The organism is Gammaproteobacteria bacterium, from assembly GCA_022450155.1.
In the GTDB taxonomy this organism is placed as follows: domain Bacteria; phylum Pseudomonadota; class Gammaproteobacteria; order Arenicellales; family UBA868; genus REDSEA-S09-B13.
Genome location: JAKUQR010000002.1, coordinates 89,719 through 114,205, shown reverse-complemented (window position 1 = coordinate 114,205; position 24,487 = coordinate 89,719). Strand labels below are relative to the sequence as shown.

Annotated in this window: 18 protein-coding genes and 1 pseudogene; 11 read left to right on the top strand and 8 right to left on the bottom strand. The window is 51.5% G+C overall.

Features of this window, described 5'->3' with window-relative positions:
* Positions 1-600: 600 nt before the first annotated feature.
* From MK323_01430 to MK323_01420, 3 genes are all read right to left on the bottom strand, one after another.
* Entirely contained in the window at positions 601-1,119 is a 519-nt protein-coding gene (locus tag MK323_01430; GenBank protein MCH2480828.1) for a DUF1993 domain-containing protein, read from the bottom strand.
* 1,108 nt (positions 1,120-2,227) lie between these two features.
* Positions 2,228-3,040, bottom strand: a complete 813-nt coding sequence (locus MK323_01425; GenBank protein ID MCH2480827.1) for an ABC transporter ATP-binding protein — start codon at positions 3,038-3,040, stop codon at positions 2,228-2,230.
* A 14-nt stretch (positions 3,041-3,054) separates the two neighbouring features.
* Positions 3,055-3,924 (bottom strand): ABC transporter permease, encoded by an 870-nt coding sequence (locus MK323_01420; GenBank protein MCH2480826.1) that lies wholly within the window; start codon positions 3,922-3,924, stop codon positions 3,055-3,057.
* Positions 3,925-4,428: 504 nt separating this feature from the next.
* On the opposite strand from MK323_01420, the gene MK323_01415 reads away from it, so the two are divergent.
* From MK323_01415 to MK323_01405, 3 genes are read left to right on the top strand one after another with little or no spacing between them, the layout of a single operon-like run.
* Positions 4,429-5,310, top strand: a complete 882-nt coding sequence (locus MK323_01415; protein ID MCH2480825.1) for a xanthine dehydrogenase family protein subunit M — start codon at positions 4,429-4,431, stop codon at positions 5,308-5,310.
* Entirely contained in the window at positions 5,307-5,783 is a 477-nt protein-coding gene (locus MK323_01410; GenBank protein ID MCH2480824.1) for a (2Fe-2S)-binding protein, read from the top strand. The genes MK323_01415 and MK323_01410 overlap by 4 nt, the downstream gene beginning before the upstream one ends.
* Positions 5,784-5,816: 33 nt before the next feature.
* Positions 5,817-8,192 (top strand): xanthine dehydrogenase family protein molybdopterin-binding subunit, encoded by a 2,376-nt coding sequence (locus MK323_01405; protein MCH2480823.1) that lies wholly within the window; start codon positions 5,817-5,819, stop codon positions 8,190-8,192.
* Between the two features lie 73 nt (positions 8,193-8,265).
* On the opposite strand, the gene MK323_01400 is transcribed toward MK323_01405, so the two are convergent.
* Positions 8,266-9,402 (bottom strand): agmatinase family protein, encoded by a 1,137-nt coding sequence (locus MK323_01400; GenBank protein ID MCH2480822.1) that lies wholly within the window; start codon positions 9,400-9,402, stop codon positions 8,266-8,268.
* Between the two features lie 257 nt (positions 9,403-9,659).
* Positions 9,660-10,835: an ABC transporter substrate-binding protein gene (locus MK323_01395; GenBank protein ID MCH2480821.1), complete on the bottom strand. Its 1,176-nt coding sequence runs from the start codon at positions 10,833-10,835 to the stop codon at positions 9,660-9,662.
* Between the two features lie 495 nt (positions 10,836-11,330).
* On the opposite strand from MK323_01395, the gene MK323_01390 reads away from it, so the two are divergent.
* Positions 11,331-12,110, top strand: coding sequence for an SDR family oxidoreductase (locus tag MK323_01390; protein MCH2480820.1), 780 nt, complete (start codon positions 11,331-11,333; stop codon positions 12,108-12,110).
* Between the two features lie 562 nt (positions 12,111-12,672).
* The gene (locus MK323_01385) at positions 12,673-14,127 is read left to right on the top strand and encodes an amidase family protein (GenBank protein MCH2480819.1); all 1,455 of its coding nucleotides are present in this window, start codon (positions 12,673-12,675) and stop codon (positions 14,125-14,127) included.
* Between the two features lie 176 nt (positions 14,128-14,303).
* On the opposite strand, the gene MK323_01380 is transcribed toward MK323_01385, so the two are convergent.
* Together MK323_01380 and MK323_01375 are read right to left on the bottom strand one after the other, a co-directional pair.
* Positions 14,304-15,362 (bottom strand): TauD/TfdA family dioxygenase, encoded by a 1,059-nt coding sequence (locus MK323_01380; protein ID MCH2480818.1) that lies wholly within the window; start codon positions 15,360-15,362, stop codon positions 14,304-14,306.
* 151 nt (positions 15,363-15,513) lie between these two features.
* On the bottom strand, positions 15,514-16,341 hold the full coding sequence (locus MK323_01375; protein ID MCH2480817.1) for a hypothetical protein: 828 nt from the start codon (positions 16,339-16,341) through the stop codon (positions 15,514-15,516).
* A gap of 410 nt (positions 16,342-16,751) precedes the next feature.
* On the opposite strand from MK323_01375, the gene MK323_01370 reads away from it, so the two are divergent.
* The 6 genes and pseudogenes from MK323_01370 to MK323_01345 all read left to right on the top strand — a co-directional run bounded on the left by MK323_01370 (position 16,752) and on the right by MK323_01345 (position 22,979).
* Entirely contained in the window at positions 16,752-17,672 is a 921-nt protein-coding gene (locus tag MK323_01370; GenBank protein MCH2480816.1) for an SPFH/Band 7/PHB domain protein, read from the top strand.
* A gap of 12 nt (positions 17,673-17,684) precedes the next feature.
* Positions 17,685-18,155, top strand: coding sequence for an NfeD family protein (locus MK323_01365; GenBank protein ID MCH2480815.1), 471 nt, complete (start codon positions 17,685-17,687; stop codon positions 18,153-18,155).
* A gap of 268 nt (positions 18,156-18,423) precedes the next feature.
* Positions 18,424-19,347, top strand: coding sequence for a hypothetical protein (locus tag MK323_01360; GenBank protein MCH2480814.1), 924 nt, complete (start codon positions 18,424-18,426; stop codon positions 19,345-19,347).
* Complete coding sequence (locus tag MK323_01355; GenBank protein MCH2480813.1) at positions 19,344-20,141, top strand: protein-L-isoaspartate(D-aspartate) O-methyltransferase; 798 nt, start codon at positions 19,344-19,346, stop codon at positions 20,139-20,141. The genes MK323_01360 and MK323_01355 overlap by 4 nt, the downstream gene beginning before the upstream one ends.
* Positions 20,142-20,186: 45 nt before the next feature.
* Positions 20,187-22,619 (top strand): SAM-dependent methyltransferase, encoded by a 2,433-nt coding sequence (locus MK323_01350; protein ID MCH2480812.1) that lies wholly within the window; start codon positions 20,187-20,189, stop codon positions 22,617-22,619.
* A gap of 267 nt (positions 22,620-22,886) precedes the next feature.
* A pseudogene (locus MK323_01345) lies at positions 22,887-22,979 on the top strand (prepilin-type N-terminal cleavage/methylation domain-containing protein).
* Between the two features lie 180 nt (positions 22,980-23,159).
* Here MK323_01345 and MK323_01340 read toward each other — a convergent pair.
* A complete protein-coding gene (locus MK323_01340; protein MCH2480811.1) occupies positions 23,160-24,353 on the bottom strand; it encodes an MFS transporter in 1,194 nt (397 codons plus the stop codon).
* Positions 24,354-24,487: the final 134 nt, after the last annotated feature.

Here is a 24,487-nt window from a genome sequence, read left to right as displayed (position 1 = left end):
GTCTTTGATTTATTGGTGGGCCGTGCAGGGATCGAACCTGCGACCACCTGATTAAAAGTCAGATGCTCTAAATCGAGGGCCCTTTCGACACAAACAGTGTAACCAGAATGTGACCGACAAGAGTTCTCTCCAGTCCATCTGAGTCTCATTCAGTCACATACACGCGGGATCGGTGGGCAATCCTCACGCTATTTGACCTAGATCATCTCTTCTAATGTGCTCTGGTCCAACCCCGACCAACTAAATCCCGCACTTCAGACGGTAGCTTTGACGGTAACAATATGGCCGTCGTAAGATTACATTCACTATTTCAATCTCTTACAGATTTGTTCGATCCCACCCATAGCCACCAGTTTCACCGATTACGTCAGGCCCGATACCCAGGAGATTGCGGAGCGCATCTACTCCGACCTCACCAACAAGGGGTCGCCTACCAGATTTCACTGCGCAAGGTAATGGCTGATCACGAAGTGATTCAGGACGACATCGAATCCACACGGGAGCATCTCAGAAGTCTGCTAAACCGGGACGGCCACGACACATCGGAGATCGCCGAGGATATGAGAGGCGGCTAAAGAAGAAGTAGGGCAATCGACCCCGTCACGTTGCCTCGCGATAGGGCAAGGCCCCCAGGTAGATCTTCTTGCCGATGTTGACGCCGTTGTGACGCAGGATCGCGTAGGCCGTTGTTATGTGGAAGTAGAAGTTCGGGGCTAGATGCTGGATCAGGTATTCCTGACCCGAAAGCGACTTTCCTTTCCAGCGAGGCTGGGTGATCCGCTGCTCTACAGAGTCTGCAAAGTCCTCGGGTGAGAAGCCACCCAGATATGAGATAACGCTTTCGATGCGCGCCTTAATCTCGCTCAAAGTCTTCTCGGAATCGACATGTTCCGGAGCGCTCTTTTCGGTATCCGTCAGGCGGGCGGCACCGAACTTTGCCGTATCACAGGCGATCTGCAACTGACGCATCAGGTTGAACTGGTCTGGTGCCAGGCGGAATTGCAGGAGATCTTCGACATCGAACTTCTTCTCGTCCGCATACTTTGCGGTCTCATCCAGGATGGCCAGAAGATTTCCCAGCATTTTGGTGAACTGGGAAACAACTACTTTGTAAATCATGCTTTCTCCCTATTTCATTGTGAGTGCATTGAGCATTCAGTTTTGGACTCGGTGCCAGCACAGTATAGCCGCGCCTATCTAGAAGCGTTAAGAGCGCGGCAGTCTTTCTTCAATTCGAACAGTACTGTGTGGAATTCCATGAAGATGCTTAATAACCTTGTTGATTGTCTTTGTTTGTTCACGGATAGCACTCGTGATGGATGCGGCACCCCCACCCCCTTAAAACGAGGGGGAGTGTCTCTAGTAGTGGGGAGTGGCTCGGAAATTTTGCAGAATAGTTGGATACAGGGTACTAAACGGAAATCGTCTTTGGGTAAGGGGTAAGGACAAAATTCATTGCCCGTACAACTTTCTGATTTGACGCTAGACGGGTAATGCTCGATTAATATCGCTCGTGCTCATAGAGCGCCTCATTGCTTCAAACAATTGTCTAGCTTGTTGGTTACCATTTGCCGAGGAAAGCGCCATCCATGCAAAAGCCAATTGACGACTCCATGGGGCGCTGGAGTTCCGCATCAAGCGCCTGGAAGCCAAAGGCAACAAATCACATTTCTTGGAGAGCTGGAAAGAGCGATTGCGCGCATTGAGAAGTGGTGACTACGATCGCTCCTTTGCGGACAAATTCGTGTCCGGCCCTGGTGGTTAACTCCACCTAACAAGACTTCATAAGTCGGCCAGGAAGGCCAGTTTGTTTCCCACTATGACGAGATTCGATTGGTAGAAAAAAATGAATTGTCTAGAGCATCGCCCGGTAGACCCAGAAATCCCTGCTACCAAGCAGTCTGGGGTGCAGATTCTGCTCGCTGTGGCTTACGTCGTATTCTTTGTTTGATTGCCAGGAGTTACGTCACTCTGAACGCGGAGAAAGTAGCCCCAGAAAGACTCAAACTGATTGGCAAACAATTGAATTACGTGGTTGGACTGAATAGCTGAGACGATTGCAAGTCTGGTCACAGAATTCACATCATCCTAAATCCGACATTTATCTTTTAAACTATTGTCACTTAGACTGCAGCAAGTGTCATCAATCTAAGCATGTCCTCGAATTCCAACGTAGGTAAGGTCGGCACTTTCCGTGGTTGAACGAACCCAGGCTCGTTTACGTCATTTACTGTATTTCCTCTCGCATCATCGCAAATAATTGCATCTCCAGATCAACATAACCTGGCAGAGCCAACATATCTTCTTTCCTGGGAATTCGTTTTCCCCCCTTGAAAGCCACTGGAATATCTGCTTTGATCCGACCCGGATTACGTGTGAAGAAAATTATTCGATCAGCAAGGAAAATGGCCTCCTGAATATCGTGAGTGACTGTTATCACCGTTGTTTTTTCCCGGCCGATAATGTCAATCATCATTTCTTGCATTTCCCAACGCACCTGGGCGTCAAGTGCGCCAAACGGTTCGTCCATAAGGAGAACTTGGGGGTTTTGTGCCAGCGTTCTAGCGATGGCAACACGTTGCTTCATGCCACCAGACAGACTAGCGGGGTATGACTCCGCAAATTTCTCAAGATGTACTAGCTCAAGAAATTCTTGTGTCCTGGTCTGTCTGTCATCTCTCGTTACGCCCATTATTTTCATGCCATATTCGATGTTCTGGCGTGTAGTTAACCATGGGAATGACGTATAGGCTTGAAATATCATTCCTCGATCTGGTCCTGGTCCAACTATTGGTTGCTCGTAGGCAAAGAGTTCTCCTTGAGTTGGGTATTCGAGCCCAGCAATCATTCGAAGTACCGTCGTTTTTCCACAGCCCGATGGTCCAATAAAAGTCACTATTTCGTTTTTTCGTAGTTCTAGTGAAATGTTGTCAACAGCTGTAAAACTTCCGCTTAGATACTGTTGGGTTACATTACTTACACGGATTACGACCGCATTGGCGTTGTCATCAATTTGGTGATTGTGAACCATATTAGGCATGGTGAAAACGTTTGTTAACTCCGACGTTCACGATTCCATGGGAACGCGTAGTGCGCAAGCAATCTGAAGGCCAAGTCTGTCAGTACTCCAAGAATACCAATGGTGAGAATGCCAGCCATAATGATATCTACTTTTAGAAATCTGCCCGCACGCATCATGACCGCGCCAATACCGTCAGTCGCCGCTACGATTTCCGCTATTACTAAATAAGTCCATCCAACGGCGATCATGTTTCGCATGGAATCTATGATCGCTGGTGCAACCGCAGGCACGACAACACCTAAAACAACCCGACGACGACCAGCGCCCATTGTCAATGCCGCCTCCACCAATTCAATCTGGACGGCCTTGGTATTGTCCAGTATCAACGCAATAAGAAAGAAGATAACCCCTAAAAACAATAAGGCCATTTTCTGCGTATCAGTTGGACCAAACCAAACGAGCAGTAACGGGATAAATGATGCCGCGGGGAGATATCGAGAAGCGGATATCGTAGGATTGATCAACGCGCGAAACTTGGCAAAACATCCCATCAAAATTCCTAGCGGTACCGCCACGACGCAGACCAGAAAAAAGCTACCGTATATTCGATAACAACTCTTGACAATATCGTAGATGTATCCCTTTTCCGTCAACAAATACCAGAACGTGGACACTACCTTTTGGGGGGATGGCAAGAAACGCTTGCTCGCGTCGGCGGTAAGGAAATGGCCCAATTCCCAGATCCCAAAAAAGGCTAAACCGCCCAAAATTCCGAGTACCAAAGTAGCTCGGCGGGATACATTCCCGCGCAGTTCAAAAAATGAACTTTTCCGCTGGCGTAGGGTTCCAGTTAAATTGGTAAGATCGTTTTGCTTATCGATCTTTTCTTCGCTATTAGGCATCCAGCCCTCCCGATCTGGTCACGATCAAGCAACGGTATATCAAATTAATTTGATGTGAGCAAGAAATGTTAACTAGGATTTGTTGGTGTTTACCCGACAAGACACGTCAATTACACTCGCTAACACCTGTACCACTGGTGGCTGATTTATCGCCTAACCCTAAGAAGACGTAGTCTCACCAATCGGATGTTACGCGAACCGTTGATCGACGATTAAGAGGAATCGAGCGATCCGTGTTCTGCGCACTCTGCACACGATGGCTACTACACTGGGTACCAATAAAAGTGACATTATTGGGGTTCCAATGTCTTGAAGTGGTTGTTCGTAGCAGTTCTCGCCCACCTGTCCAGGCTACTGGAGCATAAAATGGTGGCGACGTTCAACTAGAGTCATCAATTCACCAACAATAAATAGACTGCTACAATAGAATCTAGACAAAATTCCACCACGATTCACTAGTAATGTTCAACTTCAAATCGTTTAACCGTTTTACTGGATCAAACGATGAAAAAACCCTTTGAGTACCTAAGACCCAGTACTTTCGAAGAAGCCATAGCGCTTAAAGCGCAACACAAAAACCGAGCTAAGTATTGGGCTGGTGGTACAGATTTAATGCTGCAATGGCGTGCCGGGGAAGTCGATATCGACTACTGCATAGATCTGACTTATGTGCCGAAATTTAACTATATAGAAAACGAACAAGATGGTGTGCGAATCGGAGCGATGGCTTCTCTGGATGATCTCGATCATGCTGCAAAGATGAACCAATTAATGGAGGTGATCGGGTATACAGCGCGCCTAATGTGTACCAAACAAACCCGGACCATCAGCACCGTTGGTGGAAATATGTGTAATGCTTCTCCCGGTGCCGATTTGTCACCATTGTTCGTGGCGCTCGACTCCGAGGTGACTATCATGGGTAGCGGCGGAAGTCGTACAGTGTTAATGGAACATTTCTTCCAGGGCGTAAACGAAACAATCCTGAACGATGAGGAGTTGCTAATCGAGATCAAAGTGCCTGTCCCGGAGTACCCAAAGGAGGCTTGTTATAAGCGGGTAGCACGGACTTTTGTCGACATCGCTTTGATAAGTTCTGCGGTATCAATTTCTTCTAATAATGGGGTGGTCGCGGATGCTAGAATATCTCTCGGGTCTGTTGCTCCCACGCCGATCCGATCGAGAGTTGCCGAACAAAAGTTGATCGGCTCTATACTTTCAGACATCAATGACGACCTACTAGAAGAGGTGGGGCAGTTGGCCGCCTCTGATGCTTCGCCAATCTCTGATGTTCGTGCAGGCAAAGAGTACCGTAGAGATATGTGTAATGTATTGACGCGTCGCGCTGTCGAAGAGTCGCTCAAGAAGTTGAGTCGGAAACAGCTATGACCACACTTACTGTAAACGGCGGAGTATTCGAGGTTGAGATAAAGCCACACGAAAGTCTTGCTGACGTGTTAAGGGATCAATTGGATCTGTATGGGGTACGTGTATCCTGCAATGAAGGCGAGTGCGGATCATGCACCGTAATTATGGACGGTAAACCAGTAACCGCTTGTCTTGTGTTGGGTATGCAGGCCGAGGGAAAAGAAGTTCTTACAATCGAAGGATTAGGTACGGTTGATAATTTACACCCCATACAACAGGCTTATATCGAGGAGCAAGGATTCCAATGTGCGTTTTGCACGCCAGGGTTTATTATGGCAACAAAAGCATTCCTGGATGAAAATCCAGATCCAACTGAAGAGGAAGCAGCAATAGGTATCAGCGGTAACATATGCCGATGTGGCGCATATCCTTATATCGTGAAGTCTGTAGTTAGCGCCGCGAAAAAATTGAGAGAGCAAAAACGTGCGAATTAACCACTTCGCTCTATTTCATAAAGAGGCAGGAGCGTGAAGAATTTAACCCTACAGACTGGCTATAAAGATCCGTCTAGTTTTACCATTGCTGGGAAAGGCGTTCCAGTCAAAGATGCCAGGGAGAAGGTGACTGGAACACTAAAGTTTGCAGTGGATGTGAAAGTGCAAGGTATGGTGCACGGCAAGATACTCAGAAGTCCCCATGCACACGCCCGGATCACACACATCAATACCAGTAAGGCCGAGGCGCTACCAGGCGTGCTTGGCGTTGTTACCCACAACGATGCCCCCAACCTAAACTGGGAGAACGCGTGGTTTAACTACCGCGGAAAAGTGTTAGACGGAATCGTACGCTTTTTCGGTGATGACATGGCTGCTGTAGCGGCAACCAGCGAAGAGATAGCAGAAACTGCACTTGGACTCATTGAAGTTGAATACGAAATATTACCTTCCGTATTTGATCCCGAAGAGGCGATGAAACCGGATGCCCCTCAAATACGAGAAGAGGGAAATGTTCGTGATCCTTATATCGTCGAGTGGGGTGATGTGGCCAAAGGTGAACAAGAAGCGGATTTTGTGCTCAACTGTGAGATCAAGTTTGCCAGTCAACAAATGGCGCCCCTAGGACGAAACGCGTGTATTGCCGAATGGAACGACGATCGGGTCACGATGTGGACAGCCTCACAGACTCCTTCTGAGTTGCGAGACGGAATCCACGAAGCGTTCGGTATCCCGTTGAGCAAGATTCGTGTTTACGCACTTCCCTCAGGTAGTTCTTTTGGTAACTGGTGGAGTGCGAACTTCATGATGATTACGGTGCTGCTCGCGAAGAAAGTACGCAAACCTGTCAAGATCGAATTAACCAATGAAGAGTGCATGGCGACTGTCAAACGGCGGCATTTGGAAATTTCTCGAGGTCGCATGGGATGCAAAAAAGATGGCACTCTCACCTTAGCCGATTTCGACCATATTATCGATAACGGCGGATACGGCTTCAAAGATGATGTTGGATTCTTTTGTGTTGATAACTGGGGCCGGGCGCACCATGGGCACTACGCCATACACGGTGTCAATACAAACCTTCTTACAGCTGGTTGTATGAGGGCCGTTGGCGACGTTACTCTAGGTTCATGTGTCGAACGCCTTGCTGACATGTGTGCGATACAGGTAAATATGGATCCCGTTGAGTTTCGCCTCAAGAACCAAATAAAGCCTGGGGAAGAGCTTAGGATGCAACATAGTAGAGGATATTTGAAAGGCAGTATCGACGAATATCTTGACGGCATCCCGGAAGAGCAAAGAAAAGACTGGCCAAAACTGTTTCATCTCTCGAGTGGATCGACAGAAGATATCCTAATCAAAGGCGCCCAAGCGTTTAACTGGGAGGGGAGATGGCATGGTTGGGGGAAACCATATTCCATAGAGGGACCAAAGCGACGCGCAGTTGGTGTTGGAACTGGCGCCCACGTTTGTGGTGTTGAGTTCGAGGGCAATGTATCTGCAGTCGTCCGGATCAACCCTGACGGCAGTGCAAAAGTCTATTGTGCAGTTGGCCGGCAAGGTCAAGGTAGCGAGACCACACAAGCGCAGGTTGCCGCCGAAGAGTTAGGAATTCCTTTTGATAAAGTGGAGATCGAAACTGGAGACACGGATTCATGTCCATGGAGTCACGGATCGCTTGCTAGCAACACCATGTTTAGAGTTGGTTGGGCAACGCAGGCTGCGAGCAAGGACGCAAAAAGGCAATTATTGGAAATTGCTGCTCGTGAATTTTTTGGCTCCGACCCCGGCGAACTGGATGTTAAAGATGGGATGATCCTTTTTAAGGACAACAACAAGAAAGATCCACAAATTTCGATCGAGGACGTTCTGAATCATTTTCGCAGTGCAGACGCGCTCGGTCAGGCTTCCTCGATCACTGGCAGACCCACATATCCGATGCCTCCATCCAGTGCATTTGCGAGACATTTTGCTGCCCACTTTGTCGATCTCGAAGTCGATATAGAAACCGGAGAGATCAAACTACTGGACTGGTTAGCCACTCAAGACAGTGGGACTATTATGAATCCTCAGGTCATGAAAAATCAGATGATCGGTGGCGCCATTTGTGGTGCAGGCTTTGCCATCTATGAAAGTCTTGTATTCGATGAAGAAACTGGGCGGATCAAAAATGCCAATCTGTTGGATTACAAGTTACTCCGTGCTGCGGATTTTCCGGTGAATGGAGAAGTCATTTACGGCGATTCTTATGATCCCGTTGGGCCGTTTGGTGCGCGCGGCGCTGGTGAAGCGCCGGCAGCAGCAGCAGGTCCTGCGATTGCACAAGCGGTTTATAACGCCATCGGCATGTGGGTCGATATGCCTATGACACCGGAAAATATTATTACGGCCTTACACAAAGATTCCTGATACTCCAGATAAGAGTCGCATTTCGTCGGCGCTCGACCGAAGGGAAATGAAGGTTGTCATCGGCACGTCTCCATCAACGGTCTTTCATCGCACGGTCTCGGTGACCCAGTTTTCCCTCAACGACCATAGTCCCGAGGACATCGAGAATCAATCGGCAAGCAAGTTGGGCAGTGTTGTCATTTACGTCATAGGGTGGTGAGACCTCAACGACTTCCATACCACAAAGGCCCTCACGCGCGATCAGTCGTACCATTTCCAATGCTTCTCGGGGATACAGGCCACCGGGTTCCGGTGTACCAGTACCGGGTGCAAAGCCGGGGTCTATGGAATCAATGTCGAATGACAGGTAGACAGCTTTTGCATTCTTCCAGGCGATCTCGAGAGCTCTTTCTGCAGCCCCTTTGGCGCCGAGCTGCTCTATATCGGTCATCGTCAGGACGCTGCTGCCTCGTTCATGAGCGACCTTGGAACCGGGTCGGGACCCATACCACCCTCCAATGCCCATCTGGACTAGATTTTTTGGCGGACAGTTCGAAAGCCCAACGTCGTGCATATGACTGTGGTTATGATGAGATGAGCTAAGGTCCACACTTTCATGATGATTCGTTGTCCAAAACCACGGCGTCGTATGCATCCGTTCATCCATATCCATGTCCTGCATATCTATATGCCGGTCGATATGTATGATGCCGACGTTACCGTCTATGTGAGGTGCAATCCCCCTAACATTTGGATAACCAAGACTGTGATCGCCGCCGCAGAGTATAGGAAAAGCCCCAGAGGTATAGACATGGGATACAGCTTTGCTAACTTGGTCGAAGGTTTTTTCGATATTGCCAGGGATCACAAAAACGTCTCCCGCATCACAAAGATCAAGCTCTTCGGGCAGGTCAATGCCCCCATCGACGGAATAACCATCGTAGACTGCTGAAATTCGTCTCACCGCCTGGGGGCCAAATCGTGTCCCGGGTCGATAGGTGGTTCCTGTGTCAAATGGTATTCCTACAAATGCTGCCTCAAAGTTCCCAACTTGCCGGATGTCTTCGCAGTAGGGTTCCTTCATAAACGTGTTAATGCCTGCAAACGCCGGCTGATGACCGCGGCTAAACAGTGAGATACTCCGATCATTAATTGACTCAGCAGCTTCCAGTCCAAGTTCAAGATTGCGCTGAATCTCTTCTTCCTGTTTTGTCTGAGAAATTCGCTGCAAATGCCTGAGATTTCTTGTACCACGAAATTCATCCTTACTTGAATTTGACACAATCAACTCCCGTTTAATAGGTAAATTGCCTTAACAAATCTTTTTGGCTAATTTTTCAGACTTGATCAAATATTTCCTGAAGGAAAAGTTCAGCGATTGTTGAAATCGCTACACTCCATAGTAACCGCTGTAAAAGACAGCAGGGACTCCGGAGCGTAATTCTCCGGAGCCTGCTGTCTGAAACAACAAATAATCAGATACGAGTGTTATTCGCCCAGGCGACCAATCCATTGATTGGAACTATAGGTGTCTGTATAACCCGCACTATCAAGTGCCTTAAGGATGCTGGTGTCGATTCCAATATCAGTCGAAGCCGCGGTATCTATTACGCCAGCTTCTTTATAAATATTGCCGAACACATCCCAAGTTGGGTAGACGTAGCCCGCTACACAGTCGGGTGCACCTCCAAATAATTCCTGACCCCAGCCGCTCGAGTCAGCGGGGATTTCGCGAACTTCAGCGCCATCAGGAAGACTAGCACATACAGGTTTTCCAGCACCAATACCAAAGGCACCGAGATTCTGATCAAGATTTAACATGACTGCGCCATACTGGGTCAGCTGCACATCGGAAATTGGCCAGTCAAGAGCTTTGGCTATGATCGCATTTCCTTCCTCTGGGTTTGCTTTCCACCAGTTGACGGCTTCAAACCAGGCTCTAAGCACCTCTTTAGCAACCTCAGGCTTTGACGCCAGCCAATCTTCATTGCATGCCATAGACTCAGATATCAGCCCTCTTTCCCATGTACGGTCCGACAGACTGGTTTTCAGTACATGAGATCCGGGCAGTTCCAGGGACTGCTTTGAAAAAGGAATGTAGTTAACGTCGATATCTAACCCGCCGCTAACGAATGCAGCCGCACTGTCCCAGGGCATCATAATTGAGTGAGTCAACTCGTCAAATCCAATCCCCGCTCTTTTTAGATTCAGGAGCATCCACATATGATTGAGGAACCCGTAGTCGGCACCAAAAGTTTTTCCTGGAAAGTCATCTATGCTGGAAATTTCTTTTGTCACAACCATCTCGTCAAGACCATAGGACATCGCGGGTATGGCAATATGTTTAATTGGAAGACCAGCTGATCGTGCCACGACTACGGTGTCAAGTGTATTCAACATGCATTGAAGAGAGCCTGTGGTTAACCCCGCATTCTTTGCTGAGATGTCGTCGATGATCTGAACGTCGATCTCAATATTCTTTGCCAAATCCTTTTCTTTGACAATGTACCAGGGCGCATATGGAGAAAACGAAATAATCGCTATAGTGACTTTCTCCTTTGCAAGGGCAGTGTTGGTAGTGAACAAAAGCTGTGTGAGCAGTAGTACGGCGGCCACCCCCAAACTGGACAAAAACTTATTGGAGCGAGAATTAGTTATAGCCATGAATATCCTCCTTGTAAACGTTAGCTTTTAATTCGACGAATTCAGTACAAATCTTCATTTAAGCCAATTGAAAATTGGCTCTATTAATTCTACCTAGTGGTCAGATTATTCAAGTGTTTCTCGTTGTTTGTCAACAAAAATGGGGGGGACTAAGTCCGGATGGTTGTCCCGACAAAGGATTATCGCTGAGAGTGGGCAGGACGCGTTGGGTTTCCCCAGAGAATGGTATGGGACACGTTATGTGGCGATTATCCAACACTCGAAAACACCAAACCTGAGTGCCATCACTGATCTGTTGGGAATAAGAGAACTCTAATATAGGACGTACAAAGGTGGATTTCGGTGTCTGAAAAGCGTGCGTGGGGGCGGTAATACAATAACCCTGCGCGGTGGGTTTGGATGTAAGAATGCGCTGTAAATTAGCCTTTTTCGGATGTGCGTTGACCGGTTAGCGGGCTAACTAACAAAATCAACAAACTTAATTGGGAGAACGTCATGCGAATGGAAGGCAAGATCGGGTTAGTTACGGCGGCGGGGTCGGGCATGGGACGGGCCGGCGCCATTCGCTTCGCCAAGGAAGGCGCATCGGTCGGCGTTGTGGATATTGACGCCGACGCGGTGGCAGCGGTGGTCGCGGAGATCGAAGCTGCCGGTGGCAAGGCGCTGGGGATCACCGCGGATCTTTCAAAGGACGAAGACTCACGCCGGATCGTCCGCAATACTGTCAACCATTTCTACGGACTGGATTTCGTCTGGAACCATGTTGGTCATCCTGGTCCGGCGGCGGTCGAGGATCTTGACATGAAGGACTGGGACCAGGCAGTCGATCTCAATCTGCGCACTGTGTTCATCACTACAGAGACGGCTTTGCCAGAGCTGCGGGCACGCGGCGGCGGTAGCCTGTTGTTCACCGCCTCATCCTCGGGCCTTACCGGCTCGATGTTTAGCCCAGTCTATTCCATGGCCAAGTTCGGCGTCGTCGGCTTCGTAAAGGCCATGGCCAAGCGTTATGCCCAGGAAAACATCCGGATCAACGCGGTCTGTCCAGGTCCGATCGACACGCCAATGCTGCGGGTCTTCGTCGCACGCCCAGATCAGCAGAGCACTCAGGGCATGGACAAGGAAGAGCTCGTGCGCACCCGGGGCGGCATGACCCCGATGGGCCGGCCCGGCAGGCCCGAGGAAATCGCTAACGCAGCGTTGTTCCTGCTGTCGGACGAGGCGTCCTTCGTCACTGGCGCCGCGTTTCCCGTGGATGGCGGAATTACAGCGTAACTCGGGAAGGGAACAGGAGGCCGTTATGACGCTAAATATCACCGGTCATTTGTTTGTGTGGCTCGGTCAGTTTTGAATGCAGTGCTGAACCTATATTCCAAGGCTCTTGTCATTGTGATGATTGTCGCCGCTCGAGTGGCAGTCTCTATGGTTCGTTCGTTTTTGTTCTGGCAGAAACCATAACTATCAGTGGTCAGACACATTCCTATCAGCATAAGAGTGACCGGGGCAGCACTATGACCAAAGAGTTTTGCCCAACGTGTGGATCACAGATGTTTTCGTTGAACACCCACTTTCCGGAACGGCGAGGAATAAGAGTGGGAATCATCGATGATGCCAGTTGGTTTAAACCAGACGCTTACTTATATACCTGCAGGAAATTACCGCATACGCCGGTCGACCCCGAGATAATCGCTTACGAAAGATCGAGACCATCTTAAGTACTCAACAATTGCTCCCGTAAGTGTAGAACAGATATTCCCATTTATCTTCTATCACAAGCGGTAGGGCTGGTCGGGGTGTAGTAGAGTCCGATATGTTTTGATGGGAGGAATGGAACGAATTGAGGGAAGATCTCTTTCGTTTAACTGCTTGTGAAGCAGTCCAGCGTTTGAAATCAGGGGAATTATCCCCGTTGGATCTAATTGACGCGGCTGAGGCTCGGATTGCCGAAGTGGAACCATCCATCAATGCCCTACCTACTCTATGCTTGGATCGCGCCCGGGCGGATGCCAAGCGTCTGATGACGGGAATTGGTGGTGAGGCACAGCACAAAGCTGGCTGGCTAGCCGGTCTCCCCATTGCAATCAAGGATCTTGTGGATGTTGCAGGCGTACGCACAACCTATGGTTCTCCAATTTTCGCAAATCATGTCCCCGAAAGATCACATCCTTTGGTGGAACGGATTGAACATATGGGAGGAATCGTCCTAGGCAAATCGAACACGCCAGAATTTGGCGCTGGCGGCTCTACCTTTAACGAGGTGTTCGGAAAGACTCGCAACCCGTGGAATTCATCCCTGACCCCTGCAGGTTCTACCGGCGGAGGGGCAGCCGCGCTAGCATCAGGTGAAGTGTGGTTGGCGCAAGGAAGCGATCATGGTGGCAGCCTTAGGCGCCCGGCCACCTATTGTTCTGTAGTTGGCCTACGCCCATCACCGGGCAGGGTTACCAGAGGTACGGTAGATACACTATTCTCGCCTTTGTCGGTACAGGGGCCTATGGCACGTAATGTCCCCGATGTTGCACTATTTTTGGACACCATGGCCGGATATTGCCACCTGGATCCCATGACCTTTGATGCGCCCCGTTTATCGTTCAGTAGCGCTGTGGCAGCACCACAGCGGCCTCACAGGGTAGCCTTTGCAGCAACCATTGGAGGCTCACCTGTAGATCAAGAGACTGAAAATATATGTCGTGACAGCATGCGACATTTTAAAAACGTAGGTTCGAAGGTAGAGGAAATTACTATTGATTTGGAAGATCTGGAAGATACGTTTTTGGCCTTGCGTTCGCAAGAATTCGTCATTGATAGAGAATTACAACTGGAACGCTATCGCGATCAAATAAAGCCGGATATTATTTGGAATACCGAACTAGGTTTAGAGCAGTCTATCCCTACTCTGGCGAAGGCAGAACGAGCCCGTGCTGCGTTATATACGCAATTTAACGACTTGTTTTCGCAGTACGATCTAATCGTAACTCCAGGCGCCAACACACCGGCTTTTGATGTCGAACTACGTTATCCCGAGGCTATAGACGGTATCAAACTGGAGCACTATATGGCAGCCTCCACTTTGACCGCGGCGGTAACCATCAGCGCATCCCCCGCCCTTTCGCTGCCCTGTGGTTTTGACCAGTATGGTCGTCCAATCGGTCTGCAACTCATCGGTCGGCCACGAGGCGAGGCTGCCTTATTAGCCGCCGGTGCACTATTCGAAGCAGAGAGCGGCCTAGCTGAAAAGGTACCAATCGATCCACGTCATGGAAAAGTCCCGCCTATGGGAGAACTAACATAAACAGAAGATATACTGCGATAGTAAAAATAATCCATGAAAATTGACTGATGACGAATCCGATCAATTGGAGTCACAGTGAATAGGCTACTCGTCACATCATTCATATGTACGTTAATGACGTGAGTCGGGCAAGCACTATTCGGTGGTAGAGGTTTTAAGTCGAGAAAGTCATGACCTCACTTTCCACTCGCATTAGTCTGGTCAGCCAGACCCTGGGTTGGTTCCATGCCCGGCGCGGGTATCCAGCTTGGTGCTTCACCTTCGTACTCTCTGCCCGGATTGCCCATGACTGTTGTTCGCCACATGTCGCGAATCTCGTATTTCGTGTCGAACCAGGTAGCTGAATGAATTACGTTGCGATTATCGTTGATGACCAGATCACCTCTATCCCAATCATGCACGTAGACGAATCTACGTTTAGTGAAATGACTCATCAGTTTATAGAGTAAGGCAGCCCCTTCACCATCCGGGCCTGGCTCCATGCCTGCGATTGGTCCGTCGACCCAATCCATCTGCCCGTCTTCGCAGAGGAATAATGATGGCTCGCCGGTAACCGGGTGATCGCGTACCACGGGTTGGTGCTGCGGTCTCTGATGCGCGAGCAACTCGACGGGTGGATCACCACTTCTAACAGCTGTCTCGGATCGACCGGTCCACGGTAGAGCATGTATGCCGCACAGATTGCTTATTTGTGTCTTGAGGTCGTTGGGCAATGCTTTATAAGCAGCAGTGCCACTCGCATAGAGTGTTTGACCGGTGCCCTTAGGTGAGGGAGTGACTGCATAGAATAGTGAGACATCAGGTGGTGGGCGTCGAAAACTCTGGTCAGTATGCCAGCCACTTCGATGTGGAAACTGTACCGGCAACTCGCCGTTCATAGTCAAGGCTGGCTCGGGGCGCTTTGGTGGTTGTCGGTTGCTGGGCGGCTGGTTGGCAAGCACTAGAATCTGAGGCACAGTCGGGTGAACCAGATTTCGAGTACTCAATGTGTGGTGATAGTTTTCGACTTCTGTACCAAACAAGCGACTTAGTCGCAGCAGTAACTCGGGCTGTTCCGTAATAGCCCCAACCTTGGGTAAAACCAACAAACCTTTTGCTGCGATTAGTGCCGAGAGTAGTGAGTCTGGTTTTGTTTCAAGCGACTTAAGTGCGAGTTCGAGATTGGGCTGGTTGAATTCAATTATCGAGCCGAAGCACGAATCGGGGATACGTCGTGTGGAGAAGATGTCTGTCATGTGTTTTATACCCTTATTTTGTTATTTTTTATAGGAACTCAACGGCATCACTCTCTTAACGTTAGAGCGATAGTGCTTACTCGTTGTATCTGTAGACGCATAACCTAACCTTTCGGATGCAGTCTGTAAGTCGTCCCGATCTGGAACCTACCTAGGTAGGAGCCTTCAATCCAACATTTGCTCCTGATGTGGGCTGGGTTTTTTCTAGTTGGCTCGCGTCTGAAAAGACCATGTTGGGTTGCTCATCGTAGCTGTAAAGGATATTCAGTCGCGGTTGCCTACTTCGGCCTATCGGCGTCACTCTATGACAAGAGCGTCTGCCTTTAAATAATACGAAGGTTCCGGGATAAATTTTAGGTCGATCTGCAACTTGAGCACGCCCCTCAAACAATTCATTAATTCCACCATAATTCTCGTCAAGTTCATTTCGTATATAGGGTGCGTACTCGAATTCTCCACCGTCGTCAGCCGTTTGCAACATCAAGGAAACTACACCATCGTTGGTATCAAAATGCCAGGCTAATTCATCTCCACTCTTCATTATATTGATTACTATAGAGAGATAAGGATCAGCAGTACGATATAGTGTTTCGAAACTTAGGATTTGACGTACAAATTCAGTCAATGGTTTCCATTCGTAGAGTTGACTGATCAGCGATTTGTTTTCGAGTTGGTTGTACAACAGATATCCATAGCGGTTCATGTGCAAGGCGCGGCGGGGATGCCCATCTGGAAAGTCCAAGTTGTACCGCCAAGAGTAGGGTGTTCGCTGATGTTCTGCACGGTAAGCACAATTCACGAGACTGTCTATCTCATTAGTCATAGCCACAATTGCATCGGGCCGAATGAAAGCATCTAACCTGGACAATGCGCTTTCATCAAGGTCCTGTCGACACCTTGCGACAAGCGCCTGGGCAGCTGGTGTTTCGATATCCTGGATCGGGTAGGCTTTCAGATTAACCAAATTGCTCGCGCTCACGTTAGCCTCCACGCCACTGAAAAAACAAATTTAATTGCCGATTGATCTGATCATATTTTAGCTACGATATGGTACGTAGTCTTCAGTTCCCTACGCTACTGTTGCCACTTGCGTTTTGGATTTTTAGTTGCTCAGAAAGAGCTAGATACCGGAGTGATAGGACAATCCGGTAGTTATAGGAAAACCACATTTTTTATACGACGCTAAGTCGTTGATTTATTGGTGGGCCGTGCAGCCAGCGGTAAGAGCGCGTGGATGTATGAATACTAGGCACCGTCTGAGAACCCTGTAAACACAAGAAATACAGACGTTCTAGTGTCGGAATATGGCTCCGCCGTACAAATAGTGGCGATGTTCAACGTCCTACGTTATGTTTCGCACTCACCAAACATCAAAAGAGGAGTATTAACGTGTACGCTGATCTGATTTTACCTATTGTTATTGTGGTTCTGGTGATATTTGTCATTACGTCGACAGTCAAATTCGTACCCCAAGGCTTCAATTATACGAAAACTAGATTTGGGCGATATTCGGGAACATTAAATCCCGGGCTTAATATTCTTGTGCCATTCATCGAAAAGGTTGGCGAGAAAGTCAACATGATGGAGAGCGTTCTGGATATACCAACTCAGGAAGTAATTACGAAAGACAATGCACGCGTTGCGGTTGATGCAATTTTGTTCTATCAGGTGCTTGTTGCTGAGAAAGCGGCCTATGCAGTCACTGATTTAATTCGAGCAACGATCAATCTAGCCATGACGAACATTAGAACCGTTATGGGTAGTATGGATCTCGATGAACTTCTTTCGCAGCGCGAAGTGATCAATAATCAGCTGTTGCATGTAATCGATGAAGCTACCACCCCTTGGGGCGTTAAAGTTACGCGTTGCGAGATAAAAGATATTGATCCACCAAAGGATCTAGTTGACTCGATGGCCCGGCAGATGAAAGCAGAACGAGAAAAGCGCGCCTTAATATTAGAGTCCGAAGGGAAGCGTCAAGCTGAGATTTTAGAAGCAGAAGGATTAAAGCAGGGAGAAATTCTCAAGGCTGAGGGAGCGAAGGAGGCTGCTTTTCGAAATGCAGAGGCGCGGGAGCGTCTTGCGGAGGCCGAAGCAAAAGCGACGGAATCGGTAAGCCGTGCGATTGCTAACGGCGACATTCAGGCTATTAATTACTTTGTAGCAAAGGACTATATACAGGCTCTTAAGGAAATTGCATCTGCTGATAACGAAAAAGTTGTCCTCATGCCCCTTGAAGCCGCAAGCGTAATTGGCTCACTGGCTGGGGTGGCTGAAATAGCGAAAAGTGCTTTTAACAAAACTGGGTGACGAGGCATTGTTATGAATGCTAGTGAACTCTATGCACTACTTGGTCCTTGGACTTGGATAGCTGTTGGCGTCGTTCTGGCTATTCTGGAAATTCTTCTACCCGGCACCTTCCTTATTTGGTTTGCTTTAGCCGCGCTGGTAGTAGGTATCCTGGATTTGGTATTCACGTTGACACTTTCAATTGAATTAATTGCATTTGCGGTTATTAGCATTCCAACTGTTGCTCTCGGGTACTGGCTCAGGAAAGGTAGAGGCCAATCGGCGCGACCGATCCTGCATGAGCGGGCAGAAGCCTATATCGGGAAAACCTTTGTAGTAATCGAAGCCATAGAAAATGGGAAGGGAAGAATTAGCGTGGGGGATACTCTGTGGATAGCAGAAGGTGATGATTGTGCGGAAGGTGGCACTGTCAAAGTTTTTGGGTCACAAGGAAATGTTCTATTGACGACAACTGCTCTCGAAAGCCCCGTTGACCAGGCGTGACAACTAGAGCGCACTCTCAACCTGGGCTCTGATTCTCCCCCTTTGAATTGGTCCACCAGTATAGTGACGTTCCCCCTTCAAACTGGACCAGTCAATGGGGCTGGTCAGCGCAAGCCACTCGTTGCGAGCTTGATCGCTCATTTGTGTTCTCATGAAATATTGAGGGGAACCGAGATATTTCCGGCCCGCGGTAAAATATTCTCCGTGAAGTCTGTGGGCGCTTGACCGAAAAAACGAGCAAGCCTCACACTGACTCAGACGCAGACTCATGATCCGAGAAAAAATTATCCTTGCCCTGGGTGTTGCCGCCCACGCGACCTTTTTCGCGCTCATGCTCGCCAGCGTCGAACCATTCCATACCTTTTTCTACCTATTCACCTGGTGGACTTTCATCCCGGTGATCGGGGCGATCAACCGCCTGAAGACCGGCGAGTCGCTGGTCTTCGGTGACGGTCCCCGGTTTTTTTGGATGGTCGGTTGTTCGATCGTGGTATGGCTGTTTTTCGAGGCCTGGAATTTCCATCTGCGAAACTGGCTGTACTACGGGATCATTGAGGTCACCTGGCTTCGGTGGGCCGCCTACACCCTGTCGTTTGCGACAGTCATCCCTGCGATACTCGAGACCGAGTTGCTGTTGAAAAATTTCGGAGCCATCAGGCGCCTGCGCGGTCCGACACTCAGGGTCTCCCCCCGGCTTCTATATGGCTGTGTGATTGTCGGCTTTGTCATGATGGTCCTGGTCGTGCTGCTGCCGCGTTACTGTTTTCCACTGCTGTGGGTGGGTATCGTGTTCATCCTGGACCCGCTGCTCTATCACTACGACCGCGAGGCCTCGTTCCTCGGGCAGGCTCGGCGCGGTGCCTACCAGCGGCTTGCACGGCTGATGCTGGCAGGCTTGCTCTGCGGAGTCCTCTGGGAAAGCTGGAATTTCTGGTCCGATGCCAAGTGGGTGTACTCGGTCCCGCTGGTTGACTTCTGGCACGTGTTTGAGATGCCGCTACTCGGTTATCTCGGGTTCATGCCGTTCGCACTTGAGTGCTACCTGTTCTGGCAACTGTTCAACATCATACGCAACGCCTGGGCCGGAACGGGCTGGCAGACCCCAGTGACGGTCGCTGCCTTGACCGTCATCTACTGTGTGCTGGTCTTCGCTGGCATCGACCGCATGACCGTGATCTGGATGGGCACATGACCGACCTGACGGTTTCCCCGGCCCTGTCACGGAGCACCTTCTGCCAGCCAGTCTCATCTGGCCGCTTGCTTGCCGGTGCCGTCACGCTGGTCACAGCGTTGGTGCTCTGCTTTGCGCCGAACGCTCATGCCGATCGCTACGCGACCCAGCGGGCCGGGATGGTCCAGCTCATTCGCCAGGACGTCATTGATACCCGCCGCCACATCGGCAGGGAGCAGCTCGACCCGGCGGTGATGCTGGTGATGGGCCGGGTACCGCGGCACGAATTTGTTCCCGAGGCCGAACGCGCCCGGGCCTACGCGAACCACCCCCTGCCCATCGGTTACGGGCAAACCATCTCCCAGCCGTATATCGTGGCCCTGATGACGGATCTGCTGGCGCTGGATGCGGACGACCAGGTGCTGGAAGTTGGCACCGGTTCGGGCTACCAGGCTGCCGTGCTTGCAGAACTCACCCGCGTGGTCTACACGATCGAGATCATCGAACCGTTGGGCCGCGCGGCCACGGCCAGGCTGGCACGGCTCGGTTACACCAATATTCACGGCCGCGTCGGGGACGGCTACTACGGTTGGGAGGAAGGTGCGCCTTTCGATGCCATCATCGTCACCGCCGCCGCCAGCCACGTGCCCCCGCCTCTGCTCAAGCAACTGCGCCCCACGGGGCGGATGATCATCCCCATCGGTTCGCGTTTCATGGTCCAGGACCTGCTGCTGATCGAGAAAAGCTCCGCTGGCGAATTTTCCGTCCGGCAAATTCTGCCGGTTCGCTTCGTGCCGCTCACCGGCAGCCACTGAAGCTCGGTGACCACAGTCCCGGCCAGGACAGCAGGCGACCCGGCGATGGGTCGATCCCCGTTCGCCTCGGTGGCGCTGGTCTCGTGCGCCGCACTGGCCTACGAACTGCTGCTGCTGCGCCTGTTCTCGATCATCCAGTGGCACCACTTCGCCTACATGGTGATCAGCCTGGCGCTGATCGGACTCGGGGCCAGCGGTACTTTCCTGGCGTTGATGCGCGACCGACTGCTGCCCCGGATCGCCCAGGTCTACGTCACCTGCCTGGCACTGTTCGGCCCCGCTGCGGTCGGCTGCTATGCACTGGCGCAGCAGGTCGGCTTCAACGCCGAGGAGATCTTCTGGGACCTCGGGCAACTGCTGAACTTGGTGATCATCTATTTATTGCTGGCCGTACCGTTTTTCTTATCCGGCTGTGCCATCGGCATTGCGTTGATGGGCTGGAGCGAGAACATACCGCGCCTGTACAGCGCCGACCTCGCCGGCGCCGGCATTGGCAGCCTCGCGCTGATGATCGCACTGACAGTGGTATTTCCACTGCAGGCGCTGTCACTGGTCGCACTGGTCGGGACGTGCGCATTAATCGTCGGGCTGTGGGAGCTTCGCCTGCGATGGCGTCCCACCCCTGCCCTGATTTTTGCCCTGATTGCACTGCCGGCACTGGCATGGCCATGGCGGGCAGAACTGGTGGTCTCACCCTACAAGCCGCTCAGCCTGGCGCTGCAAACCGCAGGTGCCAAGGTGCTCGAGCAGCGCACTGGCCCACTTGGCCTGTTGACGGTCGTCGGCAACAAGGTCGTTCCGCTGCGCCATGCACCAGGACTCAGCCTGTACGCCCCGGTCGGCCCGCCACCGCAACTGGGTCTGTACATCGACGCCGGTGCCGTGTCGCCGATCACCGCCTGGGACACAACATCAGGACCGGGTCACTTCGGCCAGTTGACCTCGGCACTGCCCTATTATCTGGCCCACCCGGGCCGGGTTCTGGTCCTCGGCGCGGGTGGCGGCAGCTCGGTGCTGCAGGCACTGGCGCTGGGGGCCGACCAGGTCGATGCGGTGGAACTGAATCCACAGGTCACCGCCTTGGTTCGCGATCGCTTCGGCGCGTTTGCCGGCGATTTGTTCCGGAACTCGAGGGTACGGCTGCACACTGGTGATGCCCGTGGGTTTGTCACAACGGGCCGCGGTGCTTATGACCTGATCCAACTCGACCTGATCGAGGCGCTGGGAGCCTCGGCGGCGGGGCTCAATGCCCTGGGTGAGAACTACCTCTTCACGGTTGAAGCGATGGCGGACTATCTAAGGCGGCTGTCACCTGACGGCTTCCTGGCGATCACGCGCTGGGTCCGGGTACCGCCGCGGGACGCGTTGAAGCTCCTGGCGACCGCCGCCGAGGCACTGCGCACCACGGGCAGTTCAGACCCCGGGCAACGCATCATCCTGATCCGCGGCTGGGCCACGAGCACACTGCTGGTCAAGAAAACAGCGGTGACCCCAAACGAGATCCGGAGCCTACGCCGCTTTTGTGCCGGGCGGGGATTCGATCTGGTCTATTACCCGTCGATTCGGGCCGAGGAAGCCAATCGCTACAACGTGCTGCGCCAGCCCTGGTTCTTCGAAGGGGCAGCGGCGCTGCTCGGCAGCGATCGTGACGATTTTCTTGACCGCTACAAGTTTGATCTCACTCCGGCGACCGACGACCGGCCCTACTTCGCGCACTTCCTCAAGTGGAAGACCATACCCGAGGTACTGTCGCTGCGCGGCCAGGGCGGCGCCGCCCTGCTGGAGTGGGGCTATCTCGTGCTGGCGGCGACGCTGCTGCAGGCACTCGTGGGCAGTGCGCTGCTGGTATTGGTGCCGCTGACCCTCTTGCGCCGTGCGCGACCGGAACAGGTGGTACTCAGCCGACTGAAGCTGGTGACCTGTTTCGGTGCTATCGGGCTGGCCTTTCTGTTTATCGAAATGGCGTTCATCCAGCGTTTTATCCTGTTCCTGCACCATCCGCTCTATGCCGCCGTCGCGGTGCTGAGTGCGTTCCTGGTCTTTGCCGGGCTCGGCAGCCTACTGGCCAACCGCCTCGTCCACAAAGGCCAAAGTTTTGCGGGTATGGTCTTTGCGGTGATTGGAATCGGCCTAGTTGCGCTAATCCACTTCGCGGTGCTCGAGACCCTATTCGAGCTGTTGGCCGATCGCACCCTCGTGGTCAAGCTGGTGATGGCGATCATGCTGATCGCGCCGCTCGCGTTCTGCATGGGCCTGCCGTTGCCACTCGCCCTCGCGCGGGTGGCGGCCAGTCAACCCGCATTCGTGCCCTGGGCCTGGGCGATCAACGGCTGCGCATCGGTGGTGAGTGCGGTACTGGCGGTCCTACTCGCCATTCAGTTCGGGTTCACACTGGTGCTGATCCTGGCCCTGTTGTTTTACGCGCTGGCCGCCCTGACATTTCCGGGCGATGCGCGTGCAGCGCAGGTCCGGGCCTGAGGCCTGGCGGCCGCCGCATCGCCCAGGTTCAGCCCAGCGCTCCTGAAACAAACTCAGATACTCTCACATCAACTGGACTAGATTATCGGGCAGCTCCAGTTGTTTTAGCATATCAGTTTGTACATTCATGATATGAATCAGACCTAACCCAACCTCCCCACCAAATCCTCTGTCCTTAAATGCGCAAGAAACTAAAAATTACAGACATTGCTGAGAAGGCAGAAAGGTTTACGGTGTTAGTGGGGTGTTGGGAGTAACATCAACAACATGAAACGCATTCATTTCGGCTTCACCTTGATAGAGCCGATGATCGTGGTAGCGATCATTGGAATACGGACAGCTATAGCGATACCGCAATATTAGAACTATGTCGCTCGTGCGCAGATGGCTGAGGGGTTAAGCCTTGCCTCTGGTATTAAGACCGTAATGGCCGAGTACTACAATACTAATGGTGCATTTCCGCCAAAAGTATGAGCATTGACGACCGACACAAGGCTCTTGGTATTGCTGCATCCACTGTGGGTACAGTCAAGGAAGATGCTATCTGCGGGTAAATTGCCGATAGAGCGCAAACAACGCGTAGATCACGACAGCTGCAAGTAGCGACAACGGGAAGCCAGCGGGACCGAATACGCTCATTGCAGTACCGGTCAGGAACGGACCAAGCAGACCGCCGACACCAAACAGCACGGAAAACACAGCGTTGGCGGAAACCAGTTCTGCATCACGAAAACGTTCGCCCAGCAGAGTAATGCCAACGGTGAAAATCCCCCCCATGGAACCACCCCAGACACTGACCACGGCCCATAGCGCCAGTGCCTGTGGTTGCCACCAGGCATCGCGTCCGCCTTCGACAAGCAGCGGAAACAGAAAGATCGAAAGCATCAGTGCCAGAACACAGACAATCAGCAGCCAGCTACGGTTAACTTTGTCAGCCAACCAACCGATAGGGTATTGAAAAAAAACAGCTGCTACCGAACCGACCCAGATTACTGCATACCCGGTCTGACGGAATTGTGCGCCCAGTACATCCATGGTGTAGAGATGGGCGAAAGATTGCATCGCGCCTTCGACGACACCAAACATGGCTGATGCCAGCAGTACCGTGGGTGCGGCAAAAAACACCGCCGCCAAGCCCAGAGCGACTCCCTGTTCGGGAACACCCAACCTGACATCAAGTTTCCGGGTGGGCAGCAGAAAACCAGCCGCAACCACGATTGCCAGCAACCCCCAAACAAACGGCCAGTAAGTGTCTGGGTCCAGATAAGCACCAAGCACCGGACCGACGGCCCAACCAGCCATGCCGACCGTGACATAGATGCCCATCCAACGTCCGCGCACCCGGTCATTGACGATGTGGTTTATCCACGTATCACCAGTGGTAAACAACAGCGAATTACCCATACCAAGCAGGAACCGGATCACCAGCCAGGTCTCGAAACTGCGAAACGCCGGTAAAGCAATTAACGTTACCGCGACCACCACCAGGCCGAGCACAATGGCCTTGAAGAATCCCAGAGCTGGGATGATGCGCGGTGTGGCCAGTGCCACCACGATAATGCCGGCAAACTGGGCAGCTGCATTAATGCCGATCATGGATTCGCTATAGCCCTGATTGCGCAGAGCTTCGGACAAAATCGGCCAATTCAAAGAACTGGTGATCGACACCACCGCTAGCGCAGCGACGAGCGCGATCATGCAGCGAATTCTTTGCTGGGGAGACAGCTCGCTCATGGCACAACTAACCGCCCACCAACTTGGGGCCTGCACGGTACCTGCTCATCTGCTTTGGATCTATCTCTTTAACTCGATGTATGCTCGGGTCACGCGTGGGCGGTATTAGATGACAGTGCGATATGTCCATTTGG